We start from the raw sequence: 24,025 nt of genomic DNA on the forward strand, positions 1-24,025 counted from the left end.
CACCCCCTTGCACTCGCTTAGTCTGTCAATCAGGACCTCTCGGTTATGAACATCGGCAATCGGTTCGCAACCGTTTCTTTCCCACGCTCTTGAGTGACTGAAGGTCGTATAAGAAGCGGCCACCCCATGCTATCACAATAGCCCTCAAAGGTAACCCGAAGTTGATGCGCTACCGCTGGAGCTTCACTCTCTGGCACAATGACCCCGTCATGTAGTATATAGGTGGGCCGCCCCATGTACATGCGGCCATGAGCTAATCGCGTCATGATCTCGCTCTCATGAAAACTGAGGGTGTTGCTATCCAAGGCATCGCGCTTCAGGTCATTAAGACATGGCAACATTCTCCGAAGATGTTCCAGCAATTCCTTGTAGCGTTTAGTTCCCCTAAATCGCGTTGGCTCCCCCTTGCTGTTCTTTGATGACACTTCTGCCAGCCCCATCTCATAGTCAGGGAAACCCGCCTGCTTCCTTGCTTTCCCTGCACCTATCAATCGAACAATCATGTCCTTGATTTCGGTCTTTGTAAAATCCTCAGTGATCAAGGTTTCGTAGGGATTTAATACCTCTCGCTCCCACCAACTCGGATGCACCTTGCCGGTCATTGCAGTTAGGATCGTTGGGTTACAGGCACTTACATCAACCTCAACAATACGCTCGCCGTTTAGAGTATACTTTGCCCGTTCTGTTGCTGGCTCATTGGTGTAGGCGCACTGATAGCGCCCACCCACGTCTTGATCATAGGAATTGAATGACCTTTTGCCGTATCCCAACTCAGCACCCTCAGGGGTCACCAACGGCATGGCCGCATGCCAGTCGCGCAACTCTATGAACTGCTGATAAATCGGAGAGCTCTCATCGACAGCAACCGTTTGTGTGTCCTTGCTCTTGTTGCGCCTTACTGTCGCTGTCACTGGGTTGAGGTAATTACAATTCGTGAAAGACAATTCGGTTGAGGCAACTTTACACAAGAGGCTTTCAGAGACTTCAAAAAGCTCTGCCTTGCTATCGAAGCCAAATCCATCGCTGTCATTGTAGTGGCCGCGCACCTTGATGAGCACACCGCTTTCGACCAGAGCCTTACGGAAACGCAGAATCACTTTTGACCCGATCTGTGTTCGATTGTGCCAGTGGTTACGGTTTCCCCTGAAAATGAAGTTCCTTTTTCCAGTCTTTTGCATCCTACGAACAGCGCTCAAGAAGTTTGCAGCCAGGCACGCTCTATGTCTATTGAGGGTTGCACCCTTATCTTTGCCAAGAGGGAGGCCACCTCTTTGATGTAAGGTTTCTAGCAGCTCCCACACTAGATCATTGGTAGCCTCATGGTCAGGGTTGACGTCCTGAGAGATGAAAAAGAACTCTGGATTATCCATACGCAATCCCCATCAAAAAGGTGCTTAATAGAGCCTCTTGAAGAAGGAGACTTGGGCAAGTAATATATATTATTATAGATAAAACCAACAGTGGTAACTATAGCGCTGAACAAAAGGCCAACAAGAACAAAGAAAGAGCGAATAGGGGTAACTCTGACTATAGTCGTCACCTCTTATAGCGGGCCGCGTGAGTCGATCCGCAACATGATACGAAGTTTGAAGAGCCACCATCCCCCTCGAGGTGAAGCAATCCACTACACTTATCCTAACAACCCGCTTGCCCCATTTGCAGCTACGCTACACAGCGAGGACGATATGGTATGCGCCGAACGATTGAGGCACAAAATATTGCGAATCCGTAACGCGTTTGGCCAAAAATAAAACTGGGCGAAAGCCGTCTGGGAGGGAGTAGGGTGTGGTGTAACTTCATTGGATGTTGGACTGCCTGGCTCATTCCCTCGGAGCTATGATTTCCACGGAGGAGGCGGCATGTTCAGTGGACTTTTGGCACTGAATTATCGGGGCTACCTCTTGGCAGGAGGCTCTTCCCGAAGCTTCGATATCGAGCCGTCGCAGAGTGAGCAGAACGTCTCAATAGACCTAGGCTCACAGATTCTCGCAAAAACTGTCTCATAAGCCTTGCCGGGAGACCCTTATGATGCAAATATCAAATCAATCTAAGAGTCTTATGAGAAGGTAGCGCGGGATGCTGGTCGGATACGCGAGAACATCAACGGTAGAACAGGGAGCTGGCTTGGAGGCCCAGATTAGAGACCTCAAGTCCCACCGCTGTGACGAGGTCTATCAGGAGCAGGTCTCTTCTGTGGGAGAGAGGCAGCAGCTTGAAGCCGCTATCAGGTCGCTCAGGCAGGGGGACAAACTAGTGGTCTGCAAGCTGGACCGACTTGCAAGATCAGTGCGCCACCTGGGCGAACTCCTAGAGACACTGGAGACCAAGGGAGCAGGTCTGGTTATTCTTTCGATGGGCGGCCAGCAGGTAGATACAACGACTGCCACTGGTAGGATGATGTTGAACGTCATGGCCTCTGTGGCACAGTTCGAGCGGGAGATGATGCTGGAGCGCCAGAAGGAGGGCATTGCCAAAGCCAAGGCTGAGGGAAAGTACACTGGCAGGAAACCGACAGCCATGGCTAAGGCCGAGAGCGTGAAAGCACTTCTTGCTTCGGGTATGAGCAAAGCTAAGGTCTGTGAGCAGGTGGGCATCTCGCGGGCAAGTCTATACCGGATCCTGCAAGCAAGTGCTGCTTAGGCGATAGCATTCAGTATCAATCGGTCGGTCTCAGTGGCAGGGTCCCTCTGAGATCCTATAAATGGGAGCAACATCGACGCACACACGCCTCTAAATCCGAAAAAATGTAAAATCGGGGCAAACCACTCTATACCTGAGTTTTACCCGTCTTGACGACGAAACTACACGGCAACCCATAGGTCGATAACCGTCAATCCCGAAGCAATGCTATGTCAAGTTGCCTCAGAGGCTTTGCAATGTCCTCGATCTGAAAATCCTTCTTGGGATCAGTCAAATTGACCGCCCTGGTAAAGCCAGATCGGCGCAGCAAATCTAACAACTCTTTTCGCTCCTCAATCGTATGAGATTGAGCATTCCACTCAATCGCGCACAAATTGCATCTACCAAGACTTCTCTCCCCACCACGCAGAACTTCAATCTCCCACCCCTCAACATCTATGAATAAATCAAATAGCTCATCTCCCTCTAGGAAATCATCAAGTGTTGCAACGGGAACATCAATGAACCCTTGACCGAAATCCGTTTTAAACGAATGCCTGCCAACACTCATTGGATTAATGTTGAGAGGAAGTTTTCCCTCCTCACTTCCCACCGCCGCCATATGGGCCGACATGCCCTCATAGCCCAGCAGATTCACCTGTAGCAAAGAAAAGTTCTGCGGGTGAGGCTCAAAGCAATCAATTCTTTGATACTTCCCAGAGTGAGCAATAAGTCTTGCCGTTGTACCGACATTTGCGCCAACGTTTACAATCCTGTCGGATCCTGTCTCAAAGCCTAGAAAATTATCCACAATTTCTGAGCCGTAATAATGCCCCTTGATGAAGCTTTCGATGATAGAGCGAGAGTTTGCAGGGACAAAAACAGGGCCGCACTTGGTATCGAAGCAGACACTCGATACTTCATGGCCTTGGAGCAGCCGAATAAACTCTTTCGGTTCATTGCCGATCATGCGCGCTCCCGCCCTGATCAGAAACCTTTTGAAGACATTCATGGTGCAGGCTGGCCTATAAATAGAGTATTGGCAGTCAATTTTCGACCCAGGAACTTTTACCGTCAACTATTTCCTTTTTCAGGCCGCTCTCCTCCCTGAAGGCGCGGCCAATATCTTTAATCAAGAATTTTCCGCTGTCAGAGATAATCCTGTTACGAAACTTACTGGTGAAATTTCGGAGCTCTACGTTTTTTCCATCGTACAATTGCTTTTCCGGATCTAGCGAAACGTCCATCATAGACCCACACGCCCTTGCAAAATCTCGCTCGAGGAATGAGGGGCTGGTTGTGAATACTGGCTCGTTGGCGAGATATTCGCGTCCAAAGTTGAGACCAAGAAATTTGCGTCGCCTCCACTTGCAGTGAAAAGGAACCTGAGGCGACCAATTCTTCTCTCGAGTCAAAATGGAAACCTGCCGGACTTCAGTCGAAAAATATGGTAGTACCATGTCTTCGGAGATTTGGGTTTCTGCGATCCAATCATCTTCCAAATGAAAGCAGAAGGGGGAGCGAACTGACTGCCACAACCAGCTTACAGCACTAGTAAATGATGGCATTTCCGGCTTGCGAATAATCGCATTTGGGAAGAAGCCGAGCACAATCTCCTCAGCTTGAGACACCTCCCTCTCACCGCCTTGAAATCTGTCGATGTTCACGAAGATGTTGGTCAGCCGGAAATTACTTAAGACATTACTTGAAAAACTCTTCAATGTTTTTTCCAGAAGAATCGGCCGAGCTCCGGATACCAGTAAAAGATCCATCTCTGTGGATCGCTCAAAGGTTTGCAAGGCTTCACTCCTCCACTTAGTGCCCGGCAAGGACGCAGTTGCATACCGTAGTTGTCTCTTTGTGGCATGTATCCGGCTACTCAGAAAGACCTATACGGCGCGGTAGGCCGCCTTGTAGCTCGCCTCAAGCCTCCATCTGGTGCCAGAGGGGCCTCCACCGGTCTTGGAAACCCTCCCACTCAGAGAGCGCCCCGTATGTGGCCAACGTGTGTGGTAGGCGTGTGTGGTAGTAATTTCGGCACTCTGTGAATTTATATATATTACAGAGCCTTAAGGCGGCCTTGCAAAAATGGCGGAGGAGGTGGGATTCGAACCCACGGTAGGCTTTCACCTACGTCGGTTTTCAAGACCGGTGCAATCGACCACTCTGCCACTCCTCCGACGCAGACGTGCTAGCGCCTCGGCGGCGTGATGGGAAGGGTCGCGGCGTGAAATCGCGCGGGCGGACGCGAAGTGCTTTGCAGCGCGGGGCGGAGCCGCTATCATCAACGACAAAAGGCCCGACAAGGGCCAACCGGGCAGCAATCAAGACATCTCGGGCGGCCGCGTGCCGCCGGGTCGAGGACAGGCATGAATCTTACGCGATCCATTTTCCGACCGCTCTCCCTTGCCATTGCGGCTCTGGCCCTGGCGGGATGCGTTGGCGGCGACGGTCCCTTCGGCGGCGGACGTGACGGCGACGCTCCGGGATCCCGCACGACCGAGTTGGTCGAGCGTGACGTCGAGGCGCCCGAAGTGTTCCAGGTGACCGAGCCGGGCCTCTGGGACGGGCGCCCGTCGCTGGGCGGCGTCTGGGTGGCCCATCCCGACGTGGACGAACCCGAGCGCGTGATCATCCGCAACGAAAGCAATGGCAATTTCGTGATCGGTGCCCTGTTCCGCCGCGAGCGCGAGAACCCGGGCCCCCGGTTGCAGGTCAGCTCGGACGCGGCCGAGGCGCTTGGCATGCTGGCGGGTGCACCGACCACGCTGAACGTGACCGCGCTGCGGCGCGAGGAGTCCTCGGCCGAGCCGGCGACGACCGAGACCACCGTGACCCCCGAGACGGACGCGGCCGAGGCCGATACCGAGAGCCTGTCGGCCCCCGACACGATCGCGGCCCAGTCGCTGGACGCGCCCGCCGCCAGTGAGGCGCCGGCCAGCCAGCCGACCGAGACGGCGCCGGTGCGCCCCGTTTCGAGCCTTGACAAGCCCTTCATCCAGATCGGCATTTTCAGCGTGCAGGACAACGCCCAGAACACCGCGCAATCCCTACGCGGGATCGGGGTCGTGCCGACGGTTAAAGAGCAGACCACCCAGGGCAAGACGTTCTACCGCGTGATCGTCGAGCCGGCGACCAACAGCGCCGACCGTGCCGCCGTTCTCGCGAAAGTGAAAGAGCTGGGCTTCGAGGATGCCTATTACGTGTCGGGCTGATACACCGGTTTCCGACTCGTTAAACGCCGCTACGAAAGGGCCACCAGATGACACGCCTGTTCCGGATCCTTTGGGCCGTTCCGGCCATCATGATGGCCGGCGCCGCCCTGGCGCAGGCCGAGTTCGACACCCGCGCCGGATCCGCCTGGGTCTATGACGTGGGCACCGGCACGGTGCTGATGGAGAAGAACGCCGACGTGCCCCTGCCGCCCGCGTCCATGTCGAAACTGATGACACTGAACATGCTGTTCGAGGCCCTGGGCGACGGGCGCGTCAGCATGGACACGCGCTTCGGCGTGTCGTCGCGCGCCGCCGCGCTGGGCGGGTCCTCCATGTACCTGACCGAGAACGACCGCCCCACGGTCGAGGAGCTGATTCAGGGCATCATCGTGCAGTCGGGCAACGACGCATGCGTCGTGGTGGCCGAGGGCCTGGCCGGCAGCGAGGACGCCTTCGCCCGCCAGATGACGGCGCGCGCCCGTGACCTGGGCATGACCCAGTCGACCTTCGCCAACGCCTCGGGCTGGCCGAACCCGAACCATCGCATGTCCATGCACGACCTGGGCATCCTTGCCACGCGGCTGATCACCGAGTTTCCGGATCTCTACGGTTACTTCGCACAGAAGACCTTTGAATATGACGGGCGCGTTCCCGCGAACCACAACAACCGCAACCCGCTCCTGGGGCTGGGCATCGGCGCGGACGGGCTGAAGACAGGCCACACGCAGGAAGCGGGTTACGGGCTGGTCGGCTCGGCGGCCCAGGGCGACCGGCGCGTGGTCTTCGTGATCTCGGGTCTCGACTCCGAGAAGGCGCGCGCCGAGGAAGCCGAGCGCATGGTCAGCTGGGCCTTCCGCCAGTTCGTCGAACGCCAGGTCGTGTCCAAGGGACAGTCCGTGGCGATGGCGGACGTCTGGCTAGGCAACACGGCGCAGGTGGGTCTCGTGGCGGCCAACGATGCCGAGATGCTGATCCCCGCCCTGTCTCAGGACAGCATGGTGGCCGAGGCGAAATTCACCGGTCCGATCCAGGCGCCCATCGCCGAAGGCCAGCAGATCGGCACGCTGGTCATCAAGGTCGAAGGGCTTCCCGACACCGAGATGCCGCTCCTGGCCGACCGGGCCGTGTCCGCGGCGGGCTTCGTTCCGCGGCTGAAGACGGCGGCCGGCGTGCTTTTCCGCCAGTTGCTGGGCGCGACCGGCGCGGATGAGCTTGCGGCCGCCGCCGAAGAAGCCGTCGCCGACGCCGCAGCGGCCGTCACGCCCCAGTGACGCAGGACGGCCTGTTCCTGAGCTTCGAGGGCATCGACGGGTCGGGCAAATCCACACAGGCGCGGATGCTCGCCGACCGGCTGCGTGCCGAGGGGCGCGAGGTCGTGCTCACACGTGAACCGGGCGGGTCGCCCGGCGCCGAGGAGATCCGCCGCCTGGTGCTGGAAGGCGATCCCGACCGCTGGTCGGCCGAATGCGAATTGCTGCTTTTCACCGCCGCGCGGCGTGACCACCTGGAACGGCTGATCCGGCCCGCGCTGGCGCGCGGCGCCACCGTGATCTGCGATCGCTTCGCCGACAGCACGCGCATGTACCAGGGGCTGTCGCGGGCCGATCTGCGGGCGCAGGTCGACGCGCTCCACGACATGATGATCGGCATCGAGCCCGACCGCACCTTCCTGATCGACATGGACCCCGAGACCGGCCTCGCCCGCGCACTGGGGCGCCAGGGCGCCGAGGAACGGTTCGAGAGCTTCGGCGCCGAGATGCAGGCAAGGATGCGCGCGGGCTTTCTCGCCCTGGCAAAGGAGGCGCCGGGTCGCTTCCGCGTCATCGACGGGGACCGCGCCGCCGAGGCCGTGGCGCAGGACGTCTGGGCCGCGCTGCCATGAGCGAGGAAGAGCAATACGAACCCGACCGCGTCGAGGGCGTCCCCCACCCGCGCCACACCGCGCGGCTGTTCGGCCAGAACAGGGCCGAGACCGCGATCCTCGACGCCTACAACGCGGGCACGCTGCACCACGCCTGGCTGCTGACCGGGCCGCGTGGCATCGGCAAGGCCACGCTGGCCTGGCGCATCGCGCGGTTCCTGCTGTCGCAGCCCGAAGGGGACGGCGGCATGTTCGCACCCGCCGCGCCGGACAGCCTGGACACGCCCGAAGATCACCCCGTGGTCGCGCGCGTGGCGTCACTGGGCGAGCCGCGGCTGTTCCTCATGCGGCCCACCGTGAACCCGCAGACCGGCACGCCGCGCCGCGACATCACCGTCGATACCGCGCGCAAGCTGAAATCCTTCCTGCATCTCTCGGCCGCGGATGGCGGGCGGCGGGTGGTGCTGATCGACAGCGCCGACCAGATGAACGTGGCGACCCAGAACGCCATCCTGAAGCTGCTGGAAGAGCCCCCGGCCCTCACCACCTTCCTGCTGGTCTGCCACGCGCCCGCGCGGCTGCTGCCGACGATCCGGTCGCGCTGCCGGACGCTGGGCTGTGCGCCGCTGGGTCCCGCGGACCTGGGCGCCGCGCTCGAACAGGCGGGGTTGCAGACGGATGTACCCGAGATGGTCATGGCGCAGTTAGCCGAGGGATCGGTGGGCGAAGCGGCACGCCTTTTGCACGAGAACGGGCCGGCCACCTACGCGCGGCTGGTGGCACTGATGCGCGGGTGTCCCGACATGGACCGGCAGGGGCTGGTGGCGCTGTCACAGGGGCTTGCGGGCAACGCGGGGCTGGCGAAGCTCGACACGCTGGTGCGGCTCATCGACCTGCTGATCGCGCGTCTGGCCCGCGCGGGTGCCGGTGCCCCGCCCGAGGCCGAGGCGGCCAAGGGCGAAGCGGACATGCTGGCCCGACTGTCGCCCGACCCCTGGGCCGCGCGGGAGTGGGCGACATTGCACCAGAGCGTTGCCGCCCGGCTGGCACATGGGCGGGCGGTGAACCTTGACCCCTCCACGCTCATACTCGATACGGGCCTCACGCTGAACGACACGGGCCGCGCGATCCTTTCGCGCTAACTAGCCGCCCGTAGGACGGACACGGGGCCCGATGACCACCATCACTGACAGCCATTGCCACCTGGATTTTCCCGATTTCGAGGGCGAGCGCGACGCCATCGTCGCCCGCGCCTGCGAGGCGGGCGTGGCCCGGATGGTCACCATCTGCACCAAGCTGCGGCAGGCCGACCAGGTCCGCGCCATCGCCGAGGCGCATGATCCAGTCTTCTGGGCCGCGGGCACCCACCCCATGAGCGCCGCGTCCGAGCCCATGGCCAGCGTCGACGACCTGCTGACGCTCGCCAACCACCCCAAGATGGTCGGCATCGGCGAGACGGGACTGGATTACCATTACACCGGCGACAGCGCGGCGGTGCAGCAGGAAAGCCTGCGCATCCATATCGAGGCCGCGCGACAGACCGGCCTGCCGCTGATCATCCACGCCCGCGACGCCGACGACGACATGGCCCGCATCCTGTCCGAGGAGCACGCGGTCGGCAGCTATTCCTGTGTCATGCACTGCTTCTCTTCCGGGGCGGCCTTGGCCGAAACCGCGCTGAACCTTGGCTTCTACCTGTCCATGTCCGGCATCGCCGCGTTCAAGAAATCGCAGGAGCTGCGCGACATCTTCGCAGCCGCGCCGCTGGACCGGATCCTGGTGGAAACCGACAGCCCCTACCTTGCGCCCCCGCCCCATCGCGGCAAGCGCAACGAGCCGGCCTATACCGCCCATACCGCGCGCGTGGGGGCCGCGGTGTTCGGGCTGGACTACGCCGATTTCGCCAAGGCGACCGAGGCGAATTTCGACCGGCTCTTCGCGAAGGCGGCCGCGTGGGGCAAGGCATGAGCGATCTGCGCGTCACGATCCTTGGCTGCGGGTCATCCGGCGGCGTGCCGCGTCTGGGCGGACTTTGGGGCGATTGCGACCCGAACGAGCCGCGCAATGCAAGGCGGCGGTGTTCCATCCTGGTCGAACGCGAAGGCGCAGAGGGCACAACGCAGGTGCTGGTCGACGCGTCTCCGGACCTGCGGTCACAGCTTCTGGATGCCGGTATCGCGCGGCTGGACGGCGTCGTGTTCACCCATGCCCACGCCGATCACTGCCACGGGATCGACGACCTGCGGATGATCGTCTTCAACATGCGGGCGCGACTGCCGGTCTGGGCCGATGCCGCGACCACGGCCAGCCTCTACACCCGGTTCCAGTACGCGTTCGAGACGCCCGAGGGGTCGAGCTATCCGCCGATCCTCGACATGAACCCGATCGACGGCCCGGTCACTGTCGAGGGTGCGGGCGGCCCGATCACGTTCGAGCCGATCCGCGTGCAGCACGGGCGGATCGAGGCGCTGGGATTCCGCATCGACGACATGGCCTACCTCCCCGACGTCTCGGACATTCCCCCCGCTGCTTGGGAGCAGCTGCGCGGTTTGGACACTTGGATCATCGACGCCCTGCGGCGCGAGCCCCATTCCAGCCATTCGCACCTCGCGAACACACTGGACTGGATCGAGCGCGCGGCGCCCCGCCGGGCCGTCCTGACCAACATGCACGTGGACCTGGATTACCGGACCGTGCTGGACGAGACGCCCGAGCACGTCATCCCGGCCCATGACGGCCTTGTCCTGGCGCAAGGGGGATGAGCGCCCTTCTCGACGTCATCCTGCCCGTGTTCCTGGTGATCGGGGCGGGTTACCTGGCGGTGTGGCGCGGGCTGTTCGCCGACAGCGCGGTCGATGGACTGATGAAGTTCACCCAGGGCTTCGCCATCCCCTGCCTGCTGTTCCGCGCCATTGCCACGCTTGACCTCGGCGCCGAGTTCACCTGGCCGATCCTCGCAAGCTTCTACGTGGGCGCCGCCTCGGGGTTCCTGCTGGGTGTCCTCGGCGCGCGCTTCTTCGGGCGCGGCTGGGAGGATGCGGTCGCCATCGGGTTCTGCGGGCTGTTCTCGAACACCGTGCTGCTGGGCTTGCCAATCGCCGAGCGCGCCTTCGGCGCCGAGAGCCTGCGCTTCAACTACGCCATCATCGCGATTCACGCGCCGTTCTGCTACCTGCTCGGCGTTACCGCGATGGAGCTGGTGCGGGCCAAGCAGACCACCCTGGTGGGGCTCGGGCGCAAGGTCGGCAACGCGATGTTCCACAACTCGCTGGTCATCGGGATCGGCCTTGGATTCGTGGTGAACCTGACGGGAATTTCACTGCCCAAGGTTCTGGATGACGCGCTGCAGATGATGATTCGGGCCGCGCTGCCCGCCGCGCTGTTCGGCCTGGGCGGCATTCTCTACCGCTACAAGCCCGAGGGCGACCTCCGGCTGATCGGGCTGGTCTGCCTCGCCTCGCTGGTGGTGCATCCGGCGGTGACGCTGGGTCTGGGGCTGCTCTTCGGATTGGGCCCCGAAGCCCTGCGCGCGGCGGTCATCACCGGCGCGATGGCGCCCGGCGTCAACGCCTATATCTTCGCCAACATCTATGGCGCGGCCCGGCGCACGGCGGCCTCGGGCGTTCTGATCGGTACGGCGCTGTCGATCCTGTCGATTTGGCTGTGGCTTCTGATTCTTCCGTAGCGCCCACCAAACTGCGACAGAATCCTTGGTTTCGCCCCAAGCACGCCACGATCGGATGAGAGTTCTGGCTCACTGATACAGTCGACATTTCCCGGCAGGGAATTGCGCGGCAGGATCAGGACAGGAAGGCAGCGCCTTCCGACAGGCCCATCTGCAGAAAGCTCATGACAGGCCGAGTTACATGAGTTTTGGGACCTTACACCATGGATGACGTCGCCCTTCCGAATATCGCCAACCGAAATTTCGGCAATGCCTCCCTGGCCGCGCTGGCCGCCCGCCCCGACCTCTGCGTCAAGGTGATTGACCGCAAGGGCCGCATCACCGCCATCAACGATTCGGGCGTGAAGCTGCTGCAGGCGACCGACGGCGCGGCGCTCTGCGGTGAGAAGTGGTCCGAGATGTGGACCGGCGCCGACCGCACGACCATCGAGATGGCCGTCTCCTGCGCCTTCATGGGCGAAAGCTCGACCCACCGGCTGAACTTCGACGGCGGCGAATGGGAAATTGACATCTGTCCGCTTCTGGGCAGCGGCAACGACTACGAGACCGTCCTGGCCATCAGCCGCCTTGTCGCCGCCGATGGCCCCGAGACCTGCGAGATCGACATCAGCGCCAAGACCGCAGCGGCGGCCCTGGACGAGCTGACGCGCTTTGCCGCCCTCACCGCGCAGATGGCAGACTGGGTCAGCGCCAGCGGTGATCCCGTGCCCGAAGACATGTCCGAGATGCTGAAAGACCTGTCGGCCAGATGCCAGAAATCCGTGAACGGGCTCCGGACCGGCTGAGAGATCGTCCCGGCGCCGCATTTTCCGAAGAAAAAAGGCCCGGCCGATTCGTGCGCGCCGGGCCTCTTCATTTTGGGCAGATCGCGCCCTCAGCTGGGCGACAGCCCGCGCAGGCGCTCCGACCGGCGGCGCAGCAGCTCGACCGTGGTTAGCAGGGCGATCGAGATCACCACGAGGATCGTGGCGACCGCCAGGATCGTGGGCGAGATCTGTTCGCGCAGGCCGATGAACATCTGCCAAGGCAGCGTCTTTTGTCCCGCCGATCCGACGAACAGCACCACCACGACCTCGTCGAAAGAGGTGATGAAGGCGAACAGGCCGCCCGAGATCACGCCCGGCAGGATCAGCGGCATCTGCACCTTGAAGAAGGTGCGGACCGGTCCCGCGCCCAGGTTGGCCGAGGCCCGCGTCAGCGAGTTGTCGAAGCCCACCAGCGTCGCCGTCACCGTGATGATGACGAAGGGAATGCCCAGGGCCGCGTGGGCCAGCACGACGCCGATCCAGGTGCCCTGCAGGCCGATGCGCGAGTAGAAGAAGTACATCCCGGCGGCCGAGATGATCAGCGGCACGATCATGGGCGAGATCAGGATCGCCATGATGGCCCGGCGGGCCGGCACGTGGCTTTGCGACAGGCCCACCGCGGCCAGCGTGCCCAGGCTCACAGACAGCAGTGTGGCGGCGGGTGCGATCTGGATCGAGTTCCGCAGCGCCGTCTGCCACTGGCTGTTGGTGAAGAAATCCTCGTAGTGCCGCATTGAATAGGCATCGGGATCCAGCGCCAGCATGCCCGGCGTGAAGGTGAAGAAGTTCTCGGCGTTGAAACTGAGCGGGATGATCGTGAGGATCGGCGCGATCAGGAAGAAGAAGATCAGGCCGCAGATCACGCGGAAGGTATAGAACCAGATCCGCTCGCCCGTCGTGGCATAGGGGGGAAGTTCCATGGTGTTCTCTCCTTATCCCAGGCTCACGTTGTCGATGCCGACGATGCGGTCGTAGAGGTAGTAAAGCACCAGCACGAGGGCGAGCAGGATTGACCCAAGCGCCGCCGCCAGACCCCAGTTGAGCGAGCTGGAGATGTGGTAGGCGATCCGGTTCGAGATGAACGTGCCGGTCGTGCCGCCCACCAGTTCCGGCGTGATGTAGTAGCCGATGGCCAGGATGAAGACGAGGATGCAGCCCGCGCCGATCCCCGGCACCGATTGCGGGAAGTATACCCGCCGGAAGGCCGTGAAGGGCGTGGCGCCAAGCGATTTGGCCGCACGCACGTAATATGGAGGGATCGTCTTCATCACCGAATAGAGCGGCAGGATCATGAATGGCAGCAGGATATGCGTCATGGCGATGATCGTGCCGGTCTGGTTGTTGATCAGCTCAAGCCGGTTGTTGTCGGCCACCAGCCCGATCCAGACCAGGATATCGTTGATGACCCCCTGCTGTTGCAGCAGCACCTTCCAGGCCGAGGTCCGCACCAGCAGCGACGTCCAGAAGGGAAGCAGCACCAGGATCAGCAACAGGTTCGAGGTGCGCACGGGCAGGTTCGACAGCAGGAACGCGATCGGGTAGCCCAGCACGATGCAGCTGAACATGATGGTCAGCGACATGAACATGGTCCGCTGGAACAACAGGCCGTAGATCTGCTGGTCCTCAGGTTGCCGCTCGATGCCCTGCGGCGTCAGCTGGAAGTCGGCCGACGCCAGGAAGTAGCCGGCGGTATAGGGCGACGAGAAGGCCTCGATTGTGCCCCAGACTTCCGGGTCGGCCCAGTCCTCGTCGACTTCCTCGAGGAAGAACTCGCGGACCGGCACTTCCTCGAAGCTGCCGACGGCCTCGCGCGCCTCGGTCAGAAGGCCGGCGATCTCGCCGTCGTAGCCTTCGCCGCGGCCGGCGGTCAGGTCCTCGTAAAGCGCCTGGTAGACGATCGCCCAGGGCTCTTCCTCGGCCGGGCTGTCCTCGTCCTCGGACTGGATGACCTGCGCGAACTGGCGATAGATCGAGGCCGTGCGCGGCAGCGCCTCCTGCGAGATCTGGTTCAATTGGAAATCGGGCTCGGGCGTGGTGAATTCCAGCGCGATGGCCTCTTCGGCCGTGGTGGCCGCGTCCTGCGCCGCTTCGGCTTCTTCCTTGTCGGTCGCCCACTGGTCCCGCGCAGTCAGCCAGTCGTCGGACGCCATCAGCGTCATCCAGGTCTCGGGCTCTTCCCAGGCCTCGTCCAGCTCGACGAATTGGTCCAGATAGACCTCGCCCACCTCGTCCATGTCGCGGCCCGTCTGGCGGAACAGCGACGAGATGCCGGTCGTCTCGTAGTTCAGGCGACTGCCGAGGCGGGTGTGGTTCTTCAGCTCGGTCGCGATCATCAGGTCGGCGGCGAGCGCGCGGAACGTCTCTTCGTCCGGGACGCTTTCACCGTCCCAGCGCTCGAGCTCCTGCACCGTGCGCGGGAGCGTCTCGGACACGATCTGGTTCTCGACCGACCGGAACAGCATGTCGGCGATCGGCGCGATGAAGGTGACGAGGATGAAGATCAGCAGCGGCGCGATCAGTCCCAATGCGCGCAGTTTCTGCACCCGCAGTGACCGGGCCAGCGATGCCTTCAGCGGCGTGCCGTCGGCAGCCAGAACCGGGCCCTTCTCGGCACGGTCGGCGTCACGGATGGCGTTGTCGGGCGTTGCGCCGGTATAGGCGTCGGGATCGGTCGCGCTGGTCATGGCTCAGGTCCCCTCGACAAGGATGATGGTGCTCTCGGCGCAGCGGCGGCGAATATCGGCGACCTCTTGGTACTCGGGGTCGTGATAGGCGGCCTTGGCGGCTTCGTAGCTGTCGAACTCGATCACGACGTGCCGGCCCATGTCCGTGCCCTCGGGCGTCTCGGACTCGCCGCCACGCACGATGAAGCGCGCGCCGTGGGATTCGAGGATCGGCGTGTCGCGCCGAACGTACTCGGGGTAACCCTCGGGATCGGTGACCTTGATATGGCCGATTATATAGCCTTTGGGCATGTCCGTCCTCCTGCCGCGCTACAAGATCATCCGGAATGACCCCTGTCGGATCATCGCGGATAAGCTCGGGGATGTGGGACGAAGGGGCGGCCGCGCCGCCCCTTCGCAAGGATCAAGCTTACTGCGACAGCCAGGCCTGGAACTTGGCGTCCAGGTCGTCGCGATAGTCAGCCCACCACTCGTAGTTGTAGAGGAAGGTGTTCTCGCTGTTGGCCGGGTCGGTCGGCATGTGCGGCGCCATCTCGATGCCCAGCTCGGCGTGGGTGCTCACCAGCGGGGCCGACGACTGACGCGCGGGGCCGTAGCTGATGTACTTCGACTGGTCGGCCAGACGCTGGGTGTCGGTCGCGAAGTTCAGGAAGTCCTTCACGCGGGCCAGCTTTTCGTCCGACAGGCCGGCGGGGATGATCCAGCCGTCAAGGTCGAACACCTGTGCGTCCCACAGCATCGACACCGGCTGGTCCTGCTCGGCGATCAGGCTGAACAGGCGGCCGTTATAGGTCGAGCCCATGACGACTTCGCCGTCGGCCAGCAGCTGCGGCGTGTCGGCGCCGGCGGTCCACCAGATGGTGTTGTCCTTCAGCTCGTCGAGCTTGGCGAAGGCGCGGTCCTGGCCTTCCTCGGTCTCGAGAACGTCGTAGATGTCCTCCTTGGCGACACCGTCACACAGCAGGGCCCATTCCAGGTTGCCGATCGGGCGACGCTCGAGGCTGCGCTGACCGGGGAAGTTCTCCTGGTCCCACAGGGCGCAGATGGTGTCCGGCTCGCCGGTCCAGCCTTCGGCGTCGTTGCGATAGCCGACGGTGGTCGAGTACACGATCTGCGGGATGAAGCAGTCGCTGACGATCAGGTCGCCGAAGTCTTCGCTGGCGGGCGTGCCGTCGGGGGCTTCGGCCAGCAGCTCGTCATGGTCGACTTCCATCGCCAGGCCTTCGTCGCACAGGCGGATGGCGTCCGAGGCCACCACGTCGACCAGGTCCCAGGTGATGTTGCCGGCTTCGTTCATGGCGCGCAGCTTGGCCACGGCCTCGGCCGAGGATTCGTCCCAGGTGACGCTCACGTCGGGGTTCATCTCGACATAGGGCTCGGTGTAAGCCTTCTGCTGGCTGTTCTGGTAGGCACCGCCCCAGGACACGACGGTCATTTCGTCGGCCATGGTCTCGTGGCCCGCGGCGAACACGGCGCCAGCGGTGGCTGCGATGCCGGTGCTGAGAAGAATTGTCTTCAGTTTCATGTTATGGATCTCTCCTTGATGAGTTGCCCGTTTGGTTCGTTGCACCTCCGTCTCCGGGCGTGGATCGAAGGTTGGCCACGGCGCCGGATGCTTTAGGCGTCCAGCGCGCGGCAATCCTGTGGAAGCCAGCCGATCTTGACCTTCTGGCCGGGCGAAAGTCGCACCTGGTCGGCGCGGTTGCGGGTCTTGACGATGAAATCGTCGCGCCCGGCAACCTTCAGCCGCGTGCGGAACACGTCGCCCATGTAGATGAATTCCTTGACCTCGGCGTCGAGCGTATGCGCATCGGGCCCGAGATCGGGGTTGAACTCGACACGCTCGGGGCGGATCGAGACGACGGTCTTGTCGCCGACCTTGCCGACATTGACCGGCAGCGCGTCGATCTCTTCGCCGGTGCCGTCCAGCTTCACCACGCACTGATCGCCGCTCAGCTTGGTGACGGTCCCGCGCAGCGTGTTGTTCTCGCCGATGAACTGCGCGACGAAGCTGTTCTGCGGCTGCTCGTAAAGCGCGTCGGGTGCGGCCAGCTGCTGGATGCGGCCGTCGTCGAACACGGCGACCCGGTCCGACATGGTCAGCGCCTCGGTCTGGTCGTGGGTCACGTAGACCACGGTGATGCCCAGCTCGTGCGCCAGGTTCGTGATCTCGAATTGCAGGGTTTCGCGCAGCTGCTTGTCCAGCGCGCCCAGCGGCTCGTCCATCAGGACCAGCTCGGGCTCGAACACCAGCGCGCGGGCCAGCGCGATGCGCTGCTGCTGGCCGCCCGACATCTGCGCGGGGCGGCGCCCGGCGAAGTCGCCCATCTGGACCATGTCCAGCGCGCGCTTGATCTTCTGCTCGCGCTCGGCCTTGCCGATGTTGCGGACCTCCAGCGGGAAGGACAGGTTCTCGCCCACCGACATGTGCGGGAAAAGCGCGTAGTTCTGGAACACCATCCCGATCCCGCGCTTGTGCGGGGGGATGTTGTTGATCTCTTTCCCGTCCAGCCGGATCTCGCCATGGGTGGCCGTCTCGAACCCGGCCAGCATCATCAGGCAGGTTGTCTTGCCCGACCCCGAGGGTCCGAGCATCGTCAGGAACTCGCCCTTGCCGATGGCTAGGTTCAGGTCTTTGACGACCAGTGTTTCGCCGTCATAGCTTTTCTGCACGCGATCGAACGCAACGAAAGCTTCGCTGTTTGTCCCGTCTGGCACCGGTTTCTCCCCGTATTGATCGTCATTGTCGCGATCTTGTCGCGAAATAAACCGAACGCTGCCCCGCAATGCAAGCAAGTGGTGCCGAGTTTTCTCAAAACGCCACAAAACCCGGTAAAATCGACCGATTTCGCGGGATTCCCGGTCGATTAACCCGGGCCATGCGTTAGTTTGCCGCGAATGTAAAAGCCATCGGGGGGCATCGTGGCGGCCATCATCTTTGATCTTGACGGGACACTTTTGGACTCGGCGCCCGATATTCACGCGGCCCTGAACGCCGCGTTGGCACCGTACGAACGCTCGGTTTCGCTGGAGCAGGCACGCGGATTCATCGGCCGCGGGGCGCCTGTCCTGGTCAGCCGGGCCCGCGCGGCGCTGGACCTGGACGACAGCTTGCAGGACCCGATCCTGGCCGATTTTCTCGACCGCTACGAGACCGCCGTCGCCCTGACGCAGCCCTATCCTGGCGCGCTCGAGGCGCTCGACACGGTTGCGGCCCGGGGTCACACCATGGCGATCTGCACCAATAAACCCATCGGCCCCGCACGATTCGTCGCGGCGCATTTCGGGCTCGATACACGGATGCGGGCCATGTTCGGCGGCGACAGCCTGGCCACCCGCAAGCCCGACCCCGAGATGCTGCACGCCACAATGGCAACCCTAGGAGCCGAGACATGCCTCTACGTCGGCGACAGCGAAACCGATTGCGAAACCGCGCGGGCGGCCGATGTGCCGTTCGTCCTGTTCACCGAAGGCTATCGCCACACCCCGCCCGAGGCCCTGCCCCACGCCGCCGCCTTCGGCGACTGGGCGCAGTTTCCGGACCTGGCCGAACGGGTGCTGATGTCAGGCTGATCCGGCCCCGAGAGATGGTGCGGTAGAGAAGACTCGAACTTCCACGGGTGTTACCCCACAGCGACCTCAACGCTGCGCGTCTACCATTCCGCCACTACCGCATCTCTCGGTGGCCGGGTGGCGCGGGTGTAACGGGTCGCGTCCCCCTTGTGAAGAGGGTTTCACCGGAAATGACGCGGCGCGATGTTGCCCTGCGCGCCGCGTCCGATCACCGTTTACTCGGTGATCGAGAAGGTGGGCAGCGACGTTGCCGAGGCGGGCACCGTCACCGCGCGATCGGGAAACAGGACCGCCGACATGACCTTCAGGCGGTCGGGCTGGCTGGGCGCGAAGACCGGGTCGGTCTCGGCGGCCGACAGGCTGGCATCGAACCATTGCTCGGCGCGGGACGCGTTCTCGGCAACGCCTTCGCCGGCATGCAGGTGGTGCCCCAGGATTTCGCCGTAGGCTTCCTGCCCCGTGCCGACCAGCAGCAGCGCTGCGCCCATGGCCATGGCGCTGTCACCCGAGGCGTAGCCGTGACCGAGGCAGACCTGCGCCGTCCCTGCCAGTTGCGCCTCGGGCAGGCCGGCCTCGGCCACGAAGCCCGTCGCCATGGTCTGCACCGCGTCGCGGTTCGCCACCTCGACGGCGGCCACGAAGGGGGCCAGCCGCTCGGCGTAGACGTCGCAAAGCGACGCGACCTGGTCCTCGGATGCGCCCAGGCTTTGGGCCAACGCCTCGCCCGACGAGATGGCGAAAGCCCGCGCGACGCAGAATTGTTGCGACATGGCAAAATCGGGGTTGGTGATGCGGTCGGACGGCGTGAAGGCAAAGCTCGTGCCCGCCTCCAGCCCCATGGCCTGGCACCGCTCGGACAGCGCGGCCTTCGGCGTTGTGTCATCCCCGAAAAGACTGGGCAGGGGCCCGGTCGCGGCGGCGGCCGGGGCAGCGGCTGCCGTCACGGCGGCAGGGGCCACCGGGACGACCGGCTGAGGCGCGGGCGCTGCCACCATCTGGGTCTGCGGCACCACCGGCGCGGGCGCGGGCGCGACCGGGGTCGGCGCGACGACCATGGTGGTTCCCGGCTGCACCGTGGTGCCGCCCGCCATCTCGGCGCGATACACCTTCAGCAGCCCGCGCGGTCCGTCCACCTGTGCGGCGATCTGCTGCTGCGTTGCGTAGCCGCCGGCCTGCGCCCGGTTATACGAGCTGATCAGGAGATCCTGCTCGAACGTGGTCAGGTTCCCGGTCACCGGGTAGCCCATGTAGGCCTGATAGCGCGAGATCGCGTCGCGCGACTTGCGGCCAAGCTGGCCGTCCACGCCGCCGGCATTGAAGCCGAAATAGTTCAGCGAGGTCTGGATCTGTCGTCCGGCCTGGGTCGCCGGGATCGTCGGGCGATAGACCTTCTTGGTCGACTTCGTCGAACGGTAGACCTTTTTCTGCGGCTGGTTGCGCACGGCGTGGCCAAGGACTCCGCCGATGATGGCGCCGGCGACGAAATCGCCTGCATCCGCGCTGGCGCGGGTGGTGGGCACGCCGATGATGGCAGCGGCGAGAATGGCGGAAATGATGGGGCGATGTTTCATCGAATGCTCCTCTGGAAAATGCGGCTGATCGGACGAAACATACGCGACCAACGTGGCCACCGACCGATTCGCCGTCAGTTTAGCACCGTTTTTGCGTTTCACTTCGGGTGAGCGCTTGAAAAGGGCATGGTTTGCCCCTTCTGTCACGCCATGACCCGCGTCGAATGGAAAATCAGCGACGGTCCGGTGGACTACGCCGAGGCCTTGGCCGCCATGGAAGCACGCGCCGCGGCAATCCGCGCGGGCGAGGCCCCCGAGCTGGTCTGGCTGCTCGAACATCCACCGCTTTACACCGCCGGCACCTCGGCCCGGGCCGAAGACCTGCGTGATCCCGAACGGTTCCCGGTGCATGAAGTGGGGCGCGGCGGACAGTATACCTATCACGGCCCCGGCCAGCGGGTGGTCTACGTGATGCTGGACGTGGGCGCGCGCGGGCAAGATGTGCGTCGCTTCGTGGCCCAGCTCGAGGCGTGGGTGATCGCCACGCTCGACCGGTTCGGCGTGCGGGGCGAGATCCGCGAGGGGCGCGTGGGGGTCTGGGTCACCCGCCCCGACAAGCCGCCCACCGCCACGGGCGCGCCGGCCGAGGACAAGATCGCCGCCATCGGCGTGAAGCTTCGCAAATGGGTCAGCTTCCACGGGCTGTCCCTAAACGTCGAGCCGGACCTAAGCCACTTCGACGGTATCGTGCCCTGCGGGATAAAGGAGCACGGCGTCACCTCGCTTGTCGACCTGGGCCTGCCGGTCAGCATGGCGGACGTGGACGTGGCGCTGCGCCAATGCTTCGAGGATGTCTTCGGCGACGCGCCTCAGCCCAGCCCGAACCCAGCATAGGGCAGGAACCGCACCGGGTCGCCCTCGGTCACGGTCACCGCGCCGTCGGGCAATTCGACCAGACCATCGGCCCAGCTGAGCCCCGAGATTCGTCCGGACCCCTCCGAAGCGAAGACCTCGGCCCGCCCATCCCGGAGGCGCGCGCGCAGGTATTCGCGGCGCCCCGGCTTCTTTCGCTTGGTGAACCCGGCGGGCACCTGCAGCGCCAGCGGTTCGGGCCACGGTCCGCCCGCCATGACCGACAATGCCGGCCGCGCGAAGATCAGCGCGCAGACGAAGGCGGCGACCGGGTTTCCGGGCAGGCCGAACACAGGCTTGCCGTCCCACATGCCCAGCGCCAGGGGGCGTCCCGGCTTCAGCGCGACACGCCAGGCGGTGAGGCTGCCGGTTTCGCTCAACAGGGCCGAGACGTGATCCTCGTCCCCCGCCGACGCGCCGCCCGAGGTCAGGATGACATCCGCCGCCGCCCCGTCCAGCCGGTCGCGCAGGGCCGTCCGATCGTCGGCCACATGGCCCAGGTCCACCGCCGCGTGGCCCCATCGCGCGGCCATGGCCAGCAGCATGGGCCGGTTCGCATCGTAGGTGCGGCCCGGGTCGTCGGTGCTGCCCGGCGCGGCAAGCTCGTCGCCGGTCGAAAGGACGCCCACACGCAGCCGCTCGCGCACCGGCACGTCCGCCAGCCCCACGGCCGACAGCAGCGCAAGGTCGGGCGCGCGCAGCGGGTGCCCGGCGGGAAGGGCTTCATCGCCCGCCGCCACGTCCTCGCCCGCGCGGCGCGTGTTGGCGCCGCGCTTGACGGGGCCGTTGAAGGCCACCGCCGCGCCATCGCTGCGGGTGTCTTCCTCCAGAACCACCGTGTCCACGCCACCCGGCAGCAACGCACCGGTCAGGATGCGGATCGCGTGCCCATTGGGGACAGTCCCCGCATAGGGCACCCCCGCCGCCGCCCGGCCGTCGACCAGCGGCAGGGTCTGCGGCCCCTTGCCCGTGGCCGCATGGGCGAAGCCGTAGCCATCGACAGCAGCGTTCGCGCCCGGCGGGTTGGCGCGGCGCGCCAGAGCGGTCTCGGCCAGGATGCGGCCATCCGCCTGCGCGACGGCAACGGTCTCCATGCCGGTCACCGGCCGCAGCCGGTCCCGCAGCAGCGCCAGCGCGTCGTTCACCGGAGTCCAGTCGACGCCCGGCGGCAGCGCGAAGCAATCGTTCGAAAGGGGCGGCGGCCGCAGGGAACTCGCGGCCAAAGCGGTCAAACGCTCGCCATGGCCCGCACCAAGGATCCACCCCTCCTCCGGCGCCTGCACCTGCATCATGGCTTGCAGTTCTTCCGCCGGCAGACGCGACAGCGCCCGCGCCAGCAGCCGCACCTGGTGCGCATCGCGGATACCGTCGCCTGCCGCCTTGACCGCCGGCTCGATCAGCCCTGGCCAGATCTCGACCAGCACGGCACGCGCCTCGCCCCAGTCCTCGAACGGCCAGGCGGCGACCCCGGTGATCCGGCGCAGGCGCGACAGCATGGGTAGCCCCATCAGGGCCTGGCTTCCGACCGTCGGGTTGAAAAACAGCTGCCAGACACTGGACGACGCGCCGGCCGCGCGGTCGCAGACGCGCTTTTCTGCCATGCCATGCCCGTCGCGGTGCGTGCCGCGATAGGGAATGTCGGGATAGCCGTCTTCCTGCGGCTTGCCCCAGAAGGGGCCGATGCCGGGAAACATGCGGTTGATCGCGGAGGCCACGTCGAAGCGGTTGTTCTCGCCCCGGTCATCGTCGGTGATGCGGTCGGCCAGCCAATCCCACAGCGACAGCGGATCGGCGCTGCCGCAGACGGCCCGGGCGAAACCCTCGGGATATCCGAAAGGGAAATCGAACCCCACCAGCGTGCGACGTCCTGCGGCGATCTCGGCCCGCAGGAAATCGGCCAGCCAGGACTCCGCGTCGCGCCGGGTGGGAAAGTGGCGCGGCTCCTCGTCGCGACCGGACCGGGTGATCCCGACCCAGATCGCGTCCCTGCCTGGCGTGCGGACGCCCTTGGCCGCAGACCAGTCGACCACCACGAACGTGTCGAAACCCGTCAAAGCCCAACCTCGCCCGCGATGAAATCGGCGATGGCGGCGGTGTCGTTCAGATCGAAGACCGGCCGGTCCGTCACTTCGACCGGGCCGCCGGCCGCAACGGCGCGAATGGTGGGGTCGCCGGGCGCGATCAGCGGGTTGCCCGGCTCGGGCCGCCAGGCCTCGACCTTGGGGTGGCTGTCGCGTTTCCAGCCCTCGACCAGAACCAGGTCCACGGGCGCGAGCTTGGCCAGCAGCTCCTCCATCGGCGGCTCGGGTGCGCCGCGCAGCTCGGACATGAGCGCCCAGCGCGTGCCCGAGCTCAGCAGCACCTGCTGCGCGCCGGCCTCGCGGTGGCGGTGGCTGTCACGGCCCGGATGATCGACATCGAAGCTGTGATGGGCGTGCTTCAGGGTCGAGACCGCGTGGCCGCGGGCAGTGAACTCGGCCACCAGCCGCTCCATCAACCCGGTCTTGCCCGCGTTCTTCCAGCCGGTGATGCCGTAGAGTTTCAAGATGCCATCTCGCGGGCCTGCTCCAGGTCGTCGGGTGTATTCACGTTGAAGAATGGATCGCCGCCATCGGTCGAAAACAGCGCCTGTCCGCAGCCGTGCCGGTCGGTCCACATGACGACCTTGCGCACGCCGTCCGCCAGCGCCGCACGCAGGTCGTCGCGCAGGGCAACGGGCCAGAGCCCGAAGGTCGGGTGGCGATAGACGCGGTCGCCCTCGCGCGTGGCGGCCAGCGCGATGGGCACGTCTTCCGCTGCCGCCGCGAGCCGCGCCACGAGGTCGCGCGGGAAGAACGGCGTGTCGGCGGCCACGGTCACGATCCGGTCGGCCCCCTGCCCCGCCGCCCAGTCCAGCCCGGCCAGAACACCCGCCAGCGGCCCGGGATGCCCCGCCACGCTGTCGGGCAGGACCGGCAGGCGGAGGTCGGCAAACCGCGCCGCGTCCCCGTTGGCGTTCAACGCCATCCCCGAAACCTGCGGCGCCAGCCGGGCGATCACCTCGTCCAGGATGCTGCGGTCGCCCAGTGACAGAAGGCCCTTGTCGCCCCCACCCATGCGCGTGGCCTGCCCGCCCGCGAGAATGACGCCGAGGGGCGCGGTCAACGGATCGCTCCGGCG

22 protein-coding genes, 2 tRNA genes and 1 pseudogene are annotated in these 24,025 nt (G+C 64.2%); 11 read left to right on the forward strand and 14 right to left on the reverse strand.

Features of this window, described 5'->3' with window-relative positions; translation table 11 throughout:
- Positions 1-29: 29 nt before the first annotated feature.
- Complete coding sequence (locus tag BMX96_RS19225; protein WP_139209978.1) at positions 30-1,370, reverse strand: hypothetical protein; 1,341 nt, start codon at positions 1,368-1,370, stop codon at positions 30-32.
- 706 nt (positions 1,371-2,076) lie between these two features.
- On the opposite strand from BMX96_RS19225, the gene BMX96_RS05090 reads away from it, so the two are divergent.
- A complete protein-coding gene (locus BMX96_RS05090) occupies positions 2,077-2,640 on the forward strand; it encodes a recombinase family protein (protein WP_091844535.1) in 564 nt (187 codons plus the stop codon).
- A 190-nt stretch (positions 2,641-2,830) separates the two neighbouring features.
- Here the strand turns inward: BMX96_RS05090 and BMX96_RS05095 are convergent, their stop codons facing one another.
- The 3 genes from BMX96_RS05095 to BMX96_RS05100 all read right to left on the reverse strand — a co-directional run bounded on the left by BMX96_RS05095 (position 2,831) and on the right by BMX96_RS05100 (position 4,798).
- Positions 2,831-3,631, reverse strand: a complete 801-nt coding sequence (locus tag BMX96_RS05095) for an FkbM family methyltransferase (protein WP_091844536.1) — start codon at positions 3,629-3,631, stop codon at positions 2,831-2,833.
- A gap of 34 nt (positions 3,632-3,665) precedes the next feature.
- Positions 3,666-4,418 (reverse strand): hypothetical protein, encoded by a 753-nt coding sequence (locus BMX96_RS19230; protein ID WP_139209980.1) that lies wholly within the window; start codon positions 4,416-4,418, stop codon positions 3,666-3,668.
- A 290-nt stretch (positions 4,419-4,708) separates the two neighbouring features.
- Positions 4,709-4,798, reverse strand: a tRNA-Ser gene (locus tag BMX96_RS05100).
- A gap of 190 nt (positions 4,799-4,988) precedes the next feature.
- On the opposite strand from BMX96_RS05100, the gene BMX96_RS05105 reads away from it, so the two are divergent.
- The 8 genes from BMX96_RS05105 to BMX96_RS05140 all read left to right on the forward strand — a co-directional run bounded on the left by BMX96_RS05105 (position 4,989) and on the right by BMX96_RS05140 (position 12,165).
- Positions 4,989-5,834 (forward strand): SPOR domain-containing protein, encoded by an 846-nt coding sequence (locus tag BMX96_RS05105; RefSeq protein ID WP_091844537.1) that lies wholly within the window; start codon positions 4,989-4,991, stop codon positions 5,832-5,834.
- Between the two features lie 47 nt (positions 5,835-5,881).
- Positions 5,882-7,105: a D-alanyl-D-alanine carboxypeptidase family protein gene (locus tag BMX96_RS05110; protein WP_175481663.1), complete on the forward strand. Its 1,224-nt coding sequence runs from the start codon at positions 5,882-5,884 to the stop codon at positions 7,103-7,105.
- Positions 7,102-7,716 carry a dTMP kinase gene (gene tmk, locus BMX96_RS05115; RefSeq protein WP_091844538.1) on the forward strand — a complete coding sequence of 205 codons (615 nt, stop codon included), beginning with the start codon at positions 7,102-7,104 and terminating at the stop codon, positions 7,714-7,716. The genes BMX96_RS05110 and tmk overlap by 4 nt, the downstream gene beginning before the upstream one ends.
- On the forward strand, positions 7,713-8,837 hold the full coding sequence (locus BMX96_RS05120) for a DNA polymerase III subunit delta' (protein WP_091844539.1): 1,125 nt from the start codon (positions 7,713-7,715) through the stop codon (positions 8,835-8,837). The genes tmk and BMX96_RS05120 overlap by 4 nt, the downstream gene beginning before the upstream one ends.
- A gap of 31 nt (positions 8,838-8,868) precedes the next feature.
- Positions 8,869-9,663, forward strand: coding sequence for a TatD family hydrolase (locus BMX96_RS05125; protein ID WP_091844540.1), 795 nt, complete (start codon positions 8,869-8,871; stop codon positions 9,661-9,663).
- Positions 9,660-10,457: an MBL fold metallo-hydrolase gene (locus BMX96_RS05130; protein WP_091844541.1), complete on the forward strand. Its 798-nt coding sequence runs from the start codon at positions 9,660-9,662 to the stop codon at positions 10,455-10,457. Before BMX96_RS05125 ends, BMX96_RS05130 begins: the two co-directional genes overlap by 4 nt.
- The gene (locus tag BMX96_RS05135; protein WP_091844542.1) at positions 10,454-11,380 is read left to right on the forward strand and encodes an AEC family transporter; all 927 of its coding nucleotides are present in this window, start codon (positions 10,454-10,456) and stop codon (positions 11,378-11,380) included. Before BMX96_RS05130 ends, BMX96_RS05135 begins: the two co-directional genes overlap by 4 nt.
- Positions 11,381-11,583: 203 nt before the next feature.
- Positions 11,584-12,165, forward strand: a complete 582-nt coding sequence (locus BMX96_RS05140; protein WP_091844543.1) for a PAS domain-containing protein — start codon at positions 11,584-11,586, stop codon at positions 12,163-12,165.
- A gap of 89 nt (positions 12,166-12,254) precedes the next feature.
- Here the strand turns inward: BMX96_RS05140 and BMX96_RS19870 are convergent.
- From BMX96_RS19870 to BMX96_RS05160, 5 genes and pseudogenes are all read right to left on the reverse strand, one after another.
- Positions 12,255-13,106, reverse strand: a pseudogene (locus BMX96_RS19870) (ABC transporter permease); the annotation flags it as partial.
- Positions 13,107-13,118: 12 nt separating this feature from the next.
- Positions 13,119-14,870, reverse strand: a complete 1,752-nt coding sequence (locus tag BMX96_RS19875) for an ABC transporter permease (RefSeq protein ID WP_236736965.1) — start codon at positions 14,868-14,870, stop codon at positions 13,119-13,121.
- A 3-nt stretch (positions 14,871-14,873) separates the two neighbouring features.
- Positions 14,874-15,161, reverse strand: coding sequence for a DUF1330 domain-containing protein (locus BMX96_RS05150; RefSeq protein WP_073129487.1), 288 nt, complete (start codon positions 15,159-15,161; stop codon positions 14,874-14,876).
- Positions 15,162-15,279: 118 nt separating this feature from the next.
- Positions 15,280-16,395, reverse strand: coding sequence for an extracellular solute-binding protein (locus tag BMX96_RS05155; RefSeq protein WP_073129486.1), 1,116 nt, complete (start codon positions 16,393-16,395; stop codon positions 15,280-15,282).
- Between the two features lie 92 nt (positions 16,396-16,487).
- Positions 16,488-17,588, reverse strand: a complete 1,101-nt coding sequence (locus tag BMX96_RS05160) for an ABC transporter ATP-binding protein (RefSeq protein ID WP_091844544.1) — start codon at positions 17,586-17,588, stop codon at positions 16,488-16,490.
- Between the two features lie 204 nt (positions 17,589-17,792).
- Between BMX96_RS05160 and gph the strand changes: the two genes are divergently transcribed.
- The gene (gene gph, locus BMX96_RS05165; RefSeq protein ID WP_330220629.1) at positions 17,793-18,443 is read left to right on the forward strand and encodes a phosphoglycolate phosphatase; all 651 of its coding nucleotides are present in this window, start codon (positions 17,793-17,795) and stop codon (positions 18,441-18,443) included.
- Positions 18,444-18,458: 15 nt separating this feature from the next.
- Here gph and BMX96_RS05170 read toward each other — a convergent pair.
- Both BMX96_RS05170 and BMX96_RS05175 read right to left on the reverse strand, forming a co-directional pair.
- Positions 18,459-18,544 (reverse strand) — tRNA-Leu (locus BMX96_RS05170).
- 114 nt (positions 18,545-18,658) lie between these two features.
- Complete coding sequence (locus tag BMX96_RS05175; protein WP_091844546.1) at positions 18,659-20,014, reverse strand: peptidoglycan-binding domain-containing protein; 1,356 nt, start codon at positions 20,012-20,014, stop codon at positions 18,659-18,661.
- Between the two features lie 150 nt (positions 20,015-20,164).
- On the opposite strand from BMX96_RS05175, the gene lipB reads away from it, so the two are divergent.
- The gene (lipB, locus tag BMX96_RS05180) at positions 20,165-20,848 is read left to right on the forward strand and encodes a lipoyl(octanoyl) transferase LipB (protein ID WP_091844547.1); all 684 of its coding nucleotides are present in this window, start codon (positions 20,165-20,167) and stop codon (positions 20,846-20,848) included.
- Here lipB and BMX96_RS05185 read toward each other — a convergent pair.
- Genes BMX96_RS05185 through mobA form a run of 3 tightly spaced genes read right to left on the reverse strand, consistent with a single transcriptional unit; the run spans position 20,824 to position 24,010 of the window.
- On the reverse strand, positions 20,824-22,920 hold the full coding sequence (locus tag BMX96_RS05185; protein WP_091844548.1) for a molybdopterin-binding protein: 2,097 nt from the start codon (positions 22,918-22,920) through the stop codon (positions 20,824-20,826). The genes lipB and BMX96_RS05185 overlap by 25 nt on opposite strands.
- Positions 22,917-23,411 (reverse strand): molybdopterin-guanine dinucleotide biosynthesis protein B, encoded by a 495-nt coding sequence (gene mobB / locus BMX96_RS05190; protein ID WP_091844549.1) that lies wholly within the window; start codon positions 23,409-23,411, stop codon positions 22,917-22,919. Before mobB ends, BMX96_RS05185 begins: the two co-directional genes overlap by 4 nt.
- A complete protein-coding gene (mobA, locus tag BMX96_RS05195; RefSeq protein WP_091844550.1) occupies positions 23,408-24,010 on the reverse strand; it encodes a molybdenum cofactor guanylyltransferase MobA in 603 nt (200 codons plus the stop codon). Before mobA ends, mobB begins: the two co-directional genes overlap by 4 nt.
- Positions 24,011-24,025: the final 15 nt, after the last annotated feature.

Source organism: Palleronia pelagia, from assembly GCF_900110115.1.
In the GTDB taxonomy this organism is placed as follows: Bacteria; Pseudomonadota; Alphaproteobacteria; order Rhodobacterales; family Rhodobacteraceae; genus Palleronia; species Palleronia pelagia.

Bases quoted from the DNA above. Each gene is read 5' to 3' on its own strand.
- BMX96_RS19875 (WP_236736965.1), bottom strand. From the start codon at position 14,870: ATGACCAGCGCGACCGATCCCGACGCCTATACCGGCGCAACGCCCGAC.
- BMX96_RS05140 (WP_091844543.1), top strand. From the start codon at position 11,584: ATGGATGACGTCGCCCTTCCGAATATCGCCAACCGAAATTTCGGCAAT.
- BMX96_RS19225 (WP_139209978.1), bottom strand. From the start codon at position 1,370: ATGGATAATCCAGAGTTCTTTTTCATCTCTCAGGACGTCAACCCTGAC.
- lipB (WP_091844547.1), top strand. From the start codon at position 20,165: ATGACCCGCGTCGAATGGAAAATCAGCGACGGTCCGGTGGACTACGCC.
- BMX96_RS05110 (WP_175481663.1), top strand. From the start codon at position 5,882: ATGACACGCCTGTTCCGGATCCTTTGGGCCGTTCCGGCCATCATGATG.
- BMX96_RS05095 (WP_091844536.1), bottom strand. From the start codon at position 3,631: ATGAATGTCTTCAAAAGGTTTCTGATCAGGGCGGGAGCGCGCATGATC.
- BMX96_RS05105 (WP_091844537.1), top strand. From the start codon at position 4,989: ATGAATCTTACGCGATCCATTTTCCGACCGCTCTCCCTTGCCATTGCG.
- BMX96_RS05130 (WP_091844541.1), top strand. From the start codon at position 9,660: ATGAGCGATCTGCGCGTCACGATCCTTGGCTGCGGGTCATCCGGCGGC.
- BMX96_RS05125 (WP_091844540.1), top strand. From the start codon at position 8,869: ATGACCACCATCACTGACAGCCATTGCCACCTGGATTTTCCCGATTTC.
- BMX96_RS05090 (WP_091844535.1), top strand. From the start codon at position 2,077: ATGCTGGTCGGATACGCGAGAACATCAACGGTAGAACAGGGAGCTGGC.
- BMX96_RS05155 (WP_073129486.1), bottom strand. From the start codon at position 16,395: ATGAAACTGAAGACAATTCTTCTCAGCACCGGCATCGCAGCCACCGCT.
- BMX96_RS05150 (WP_073129487.1), bottom strand. From the start codon at position 15,161: ATGCCCAAAGGCTATATAATCGGCCATATCAAGGTCACCGATCCCGAG.
- BMX96_RS05175 (WP_091844546.1), bottom strand. From the start codon at position 20,014: ATGAAACATCGCCCCATCATTTCCGCCATTCTCGCCGCTGCCATCATC.
- BMX96_RS05120 (WP_091844539.1), top strand. From the start codon at position 7,713: ATGAGCGAGGAAGAGCAATACGAACCCGACCGCGTCGAGGGCGTCCCC.
- BMX96_RS05135 (WP_091844542.1), top strand. From the start codon at position 10,454: ATGAGCGCCCTTCTCGACGTCATCCTGCCCGTGTTCCTGGTGATCGGG.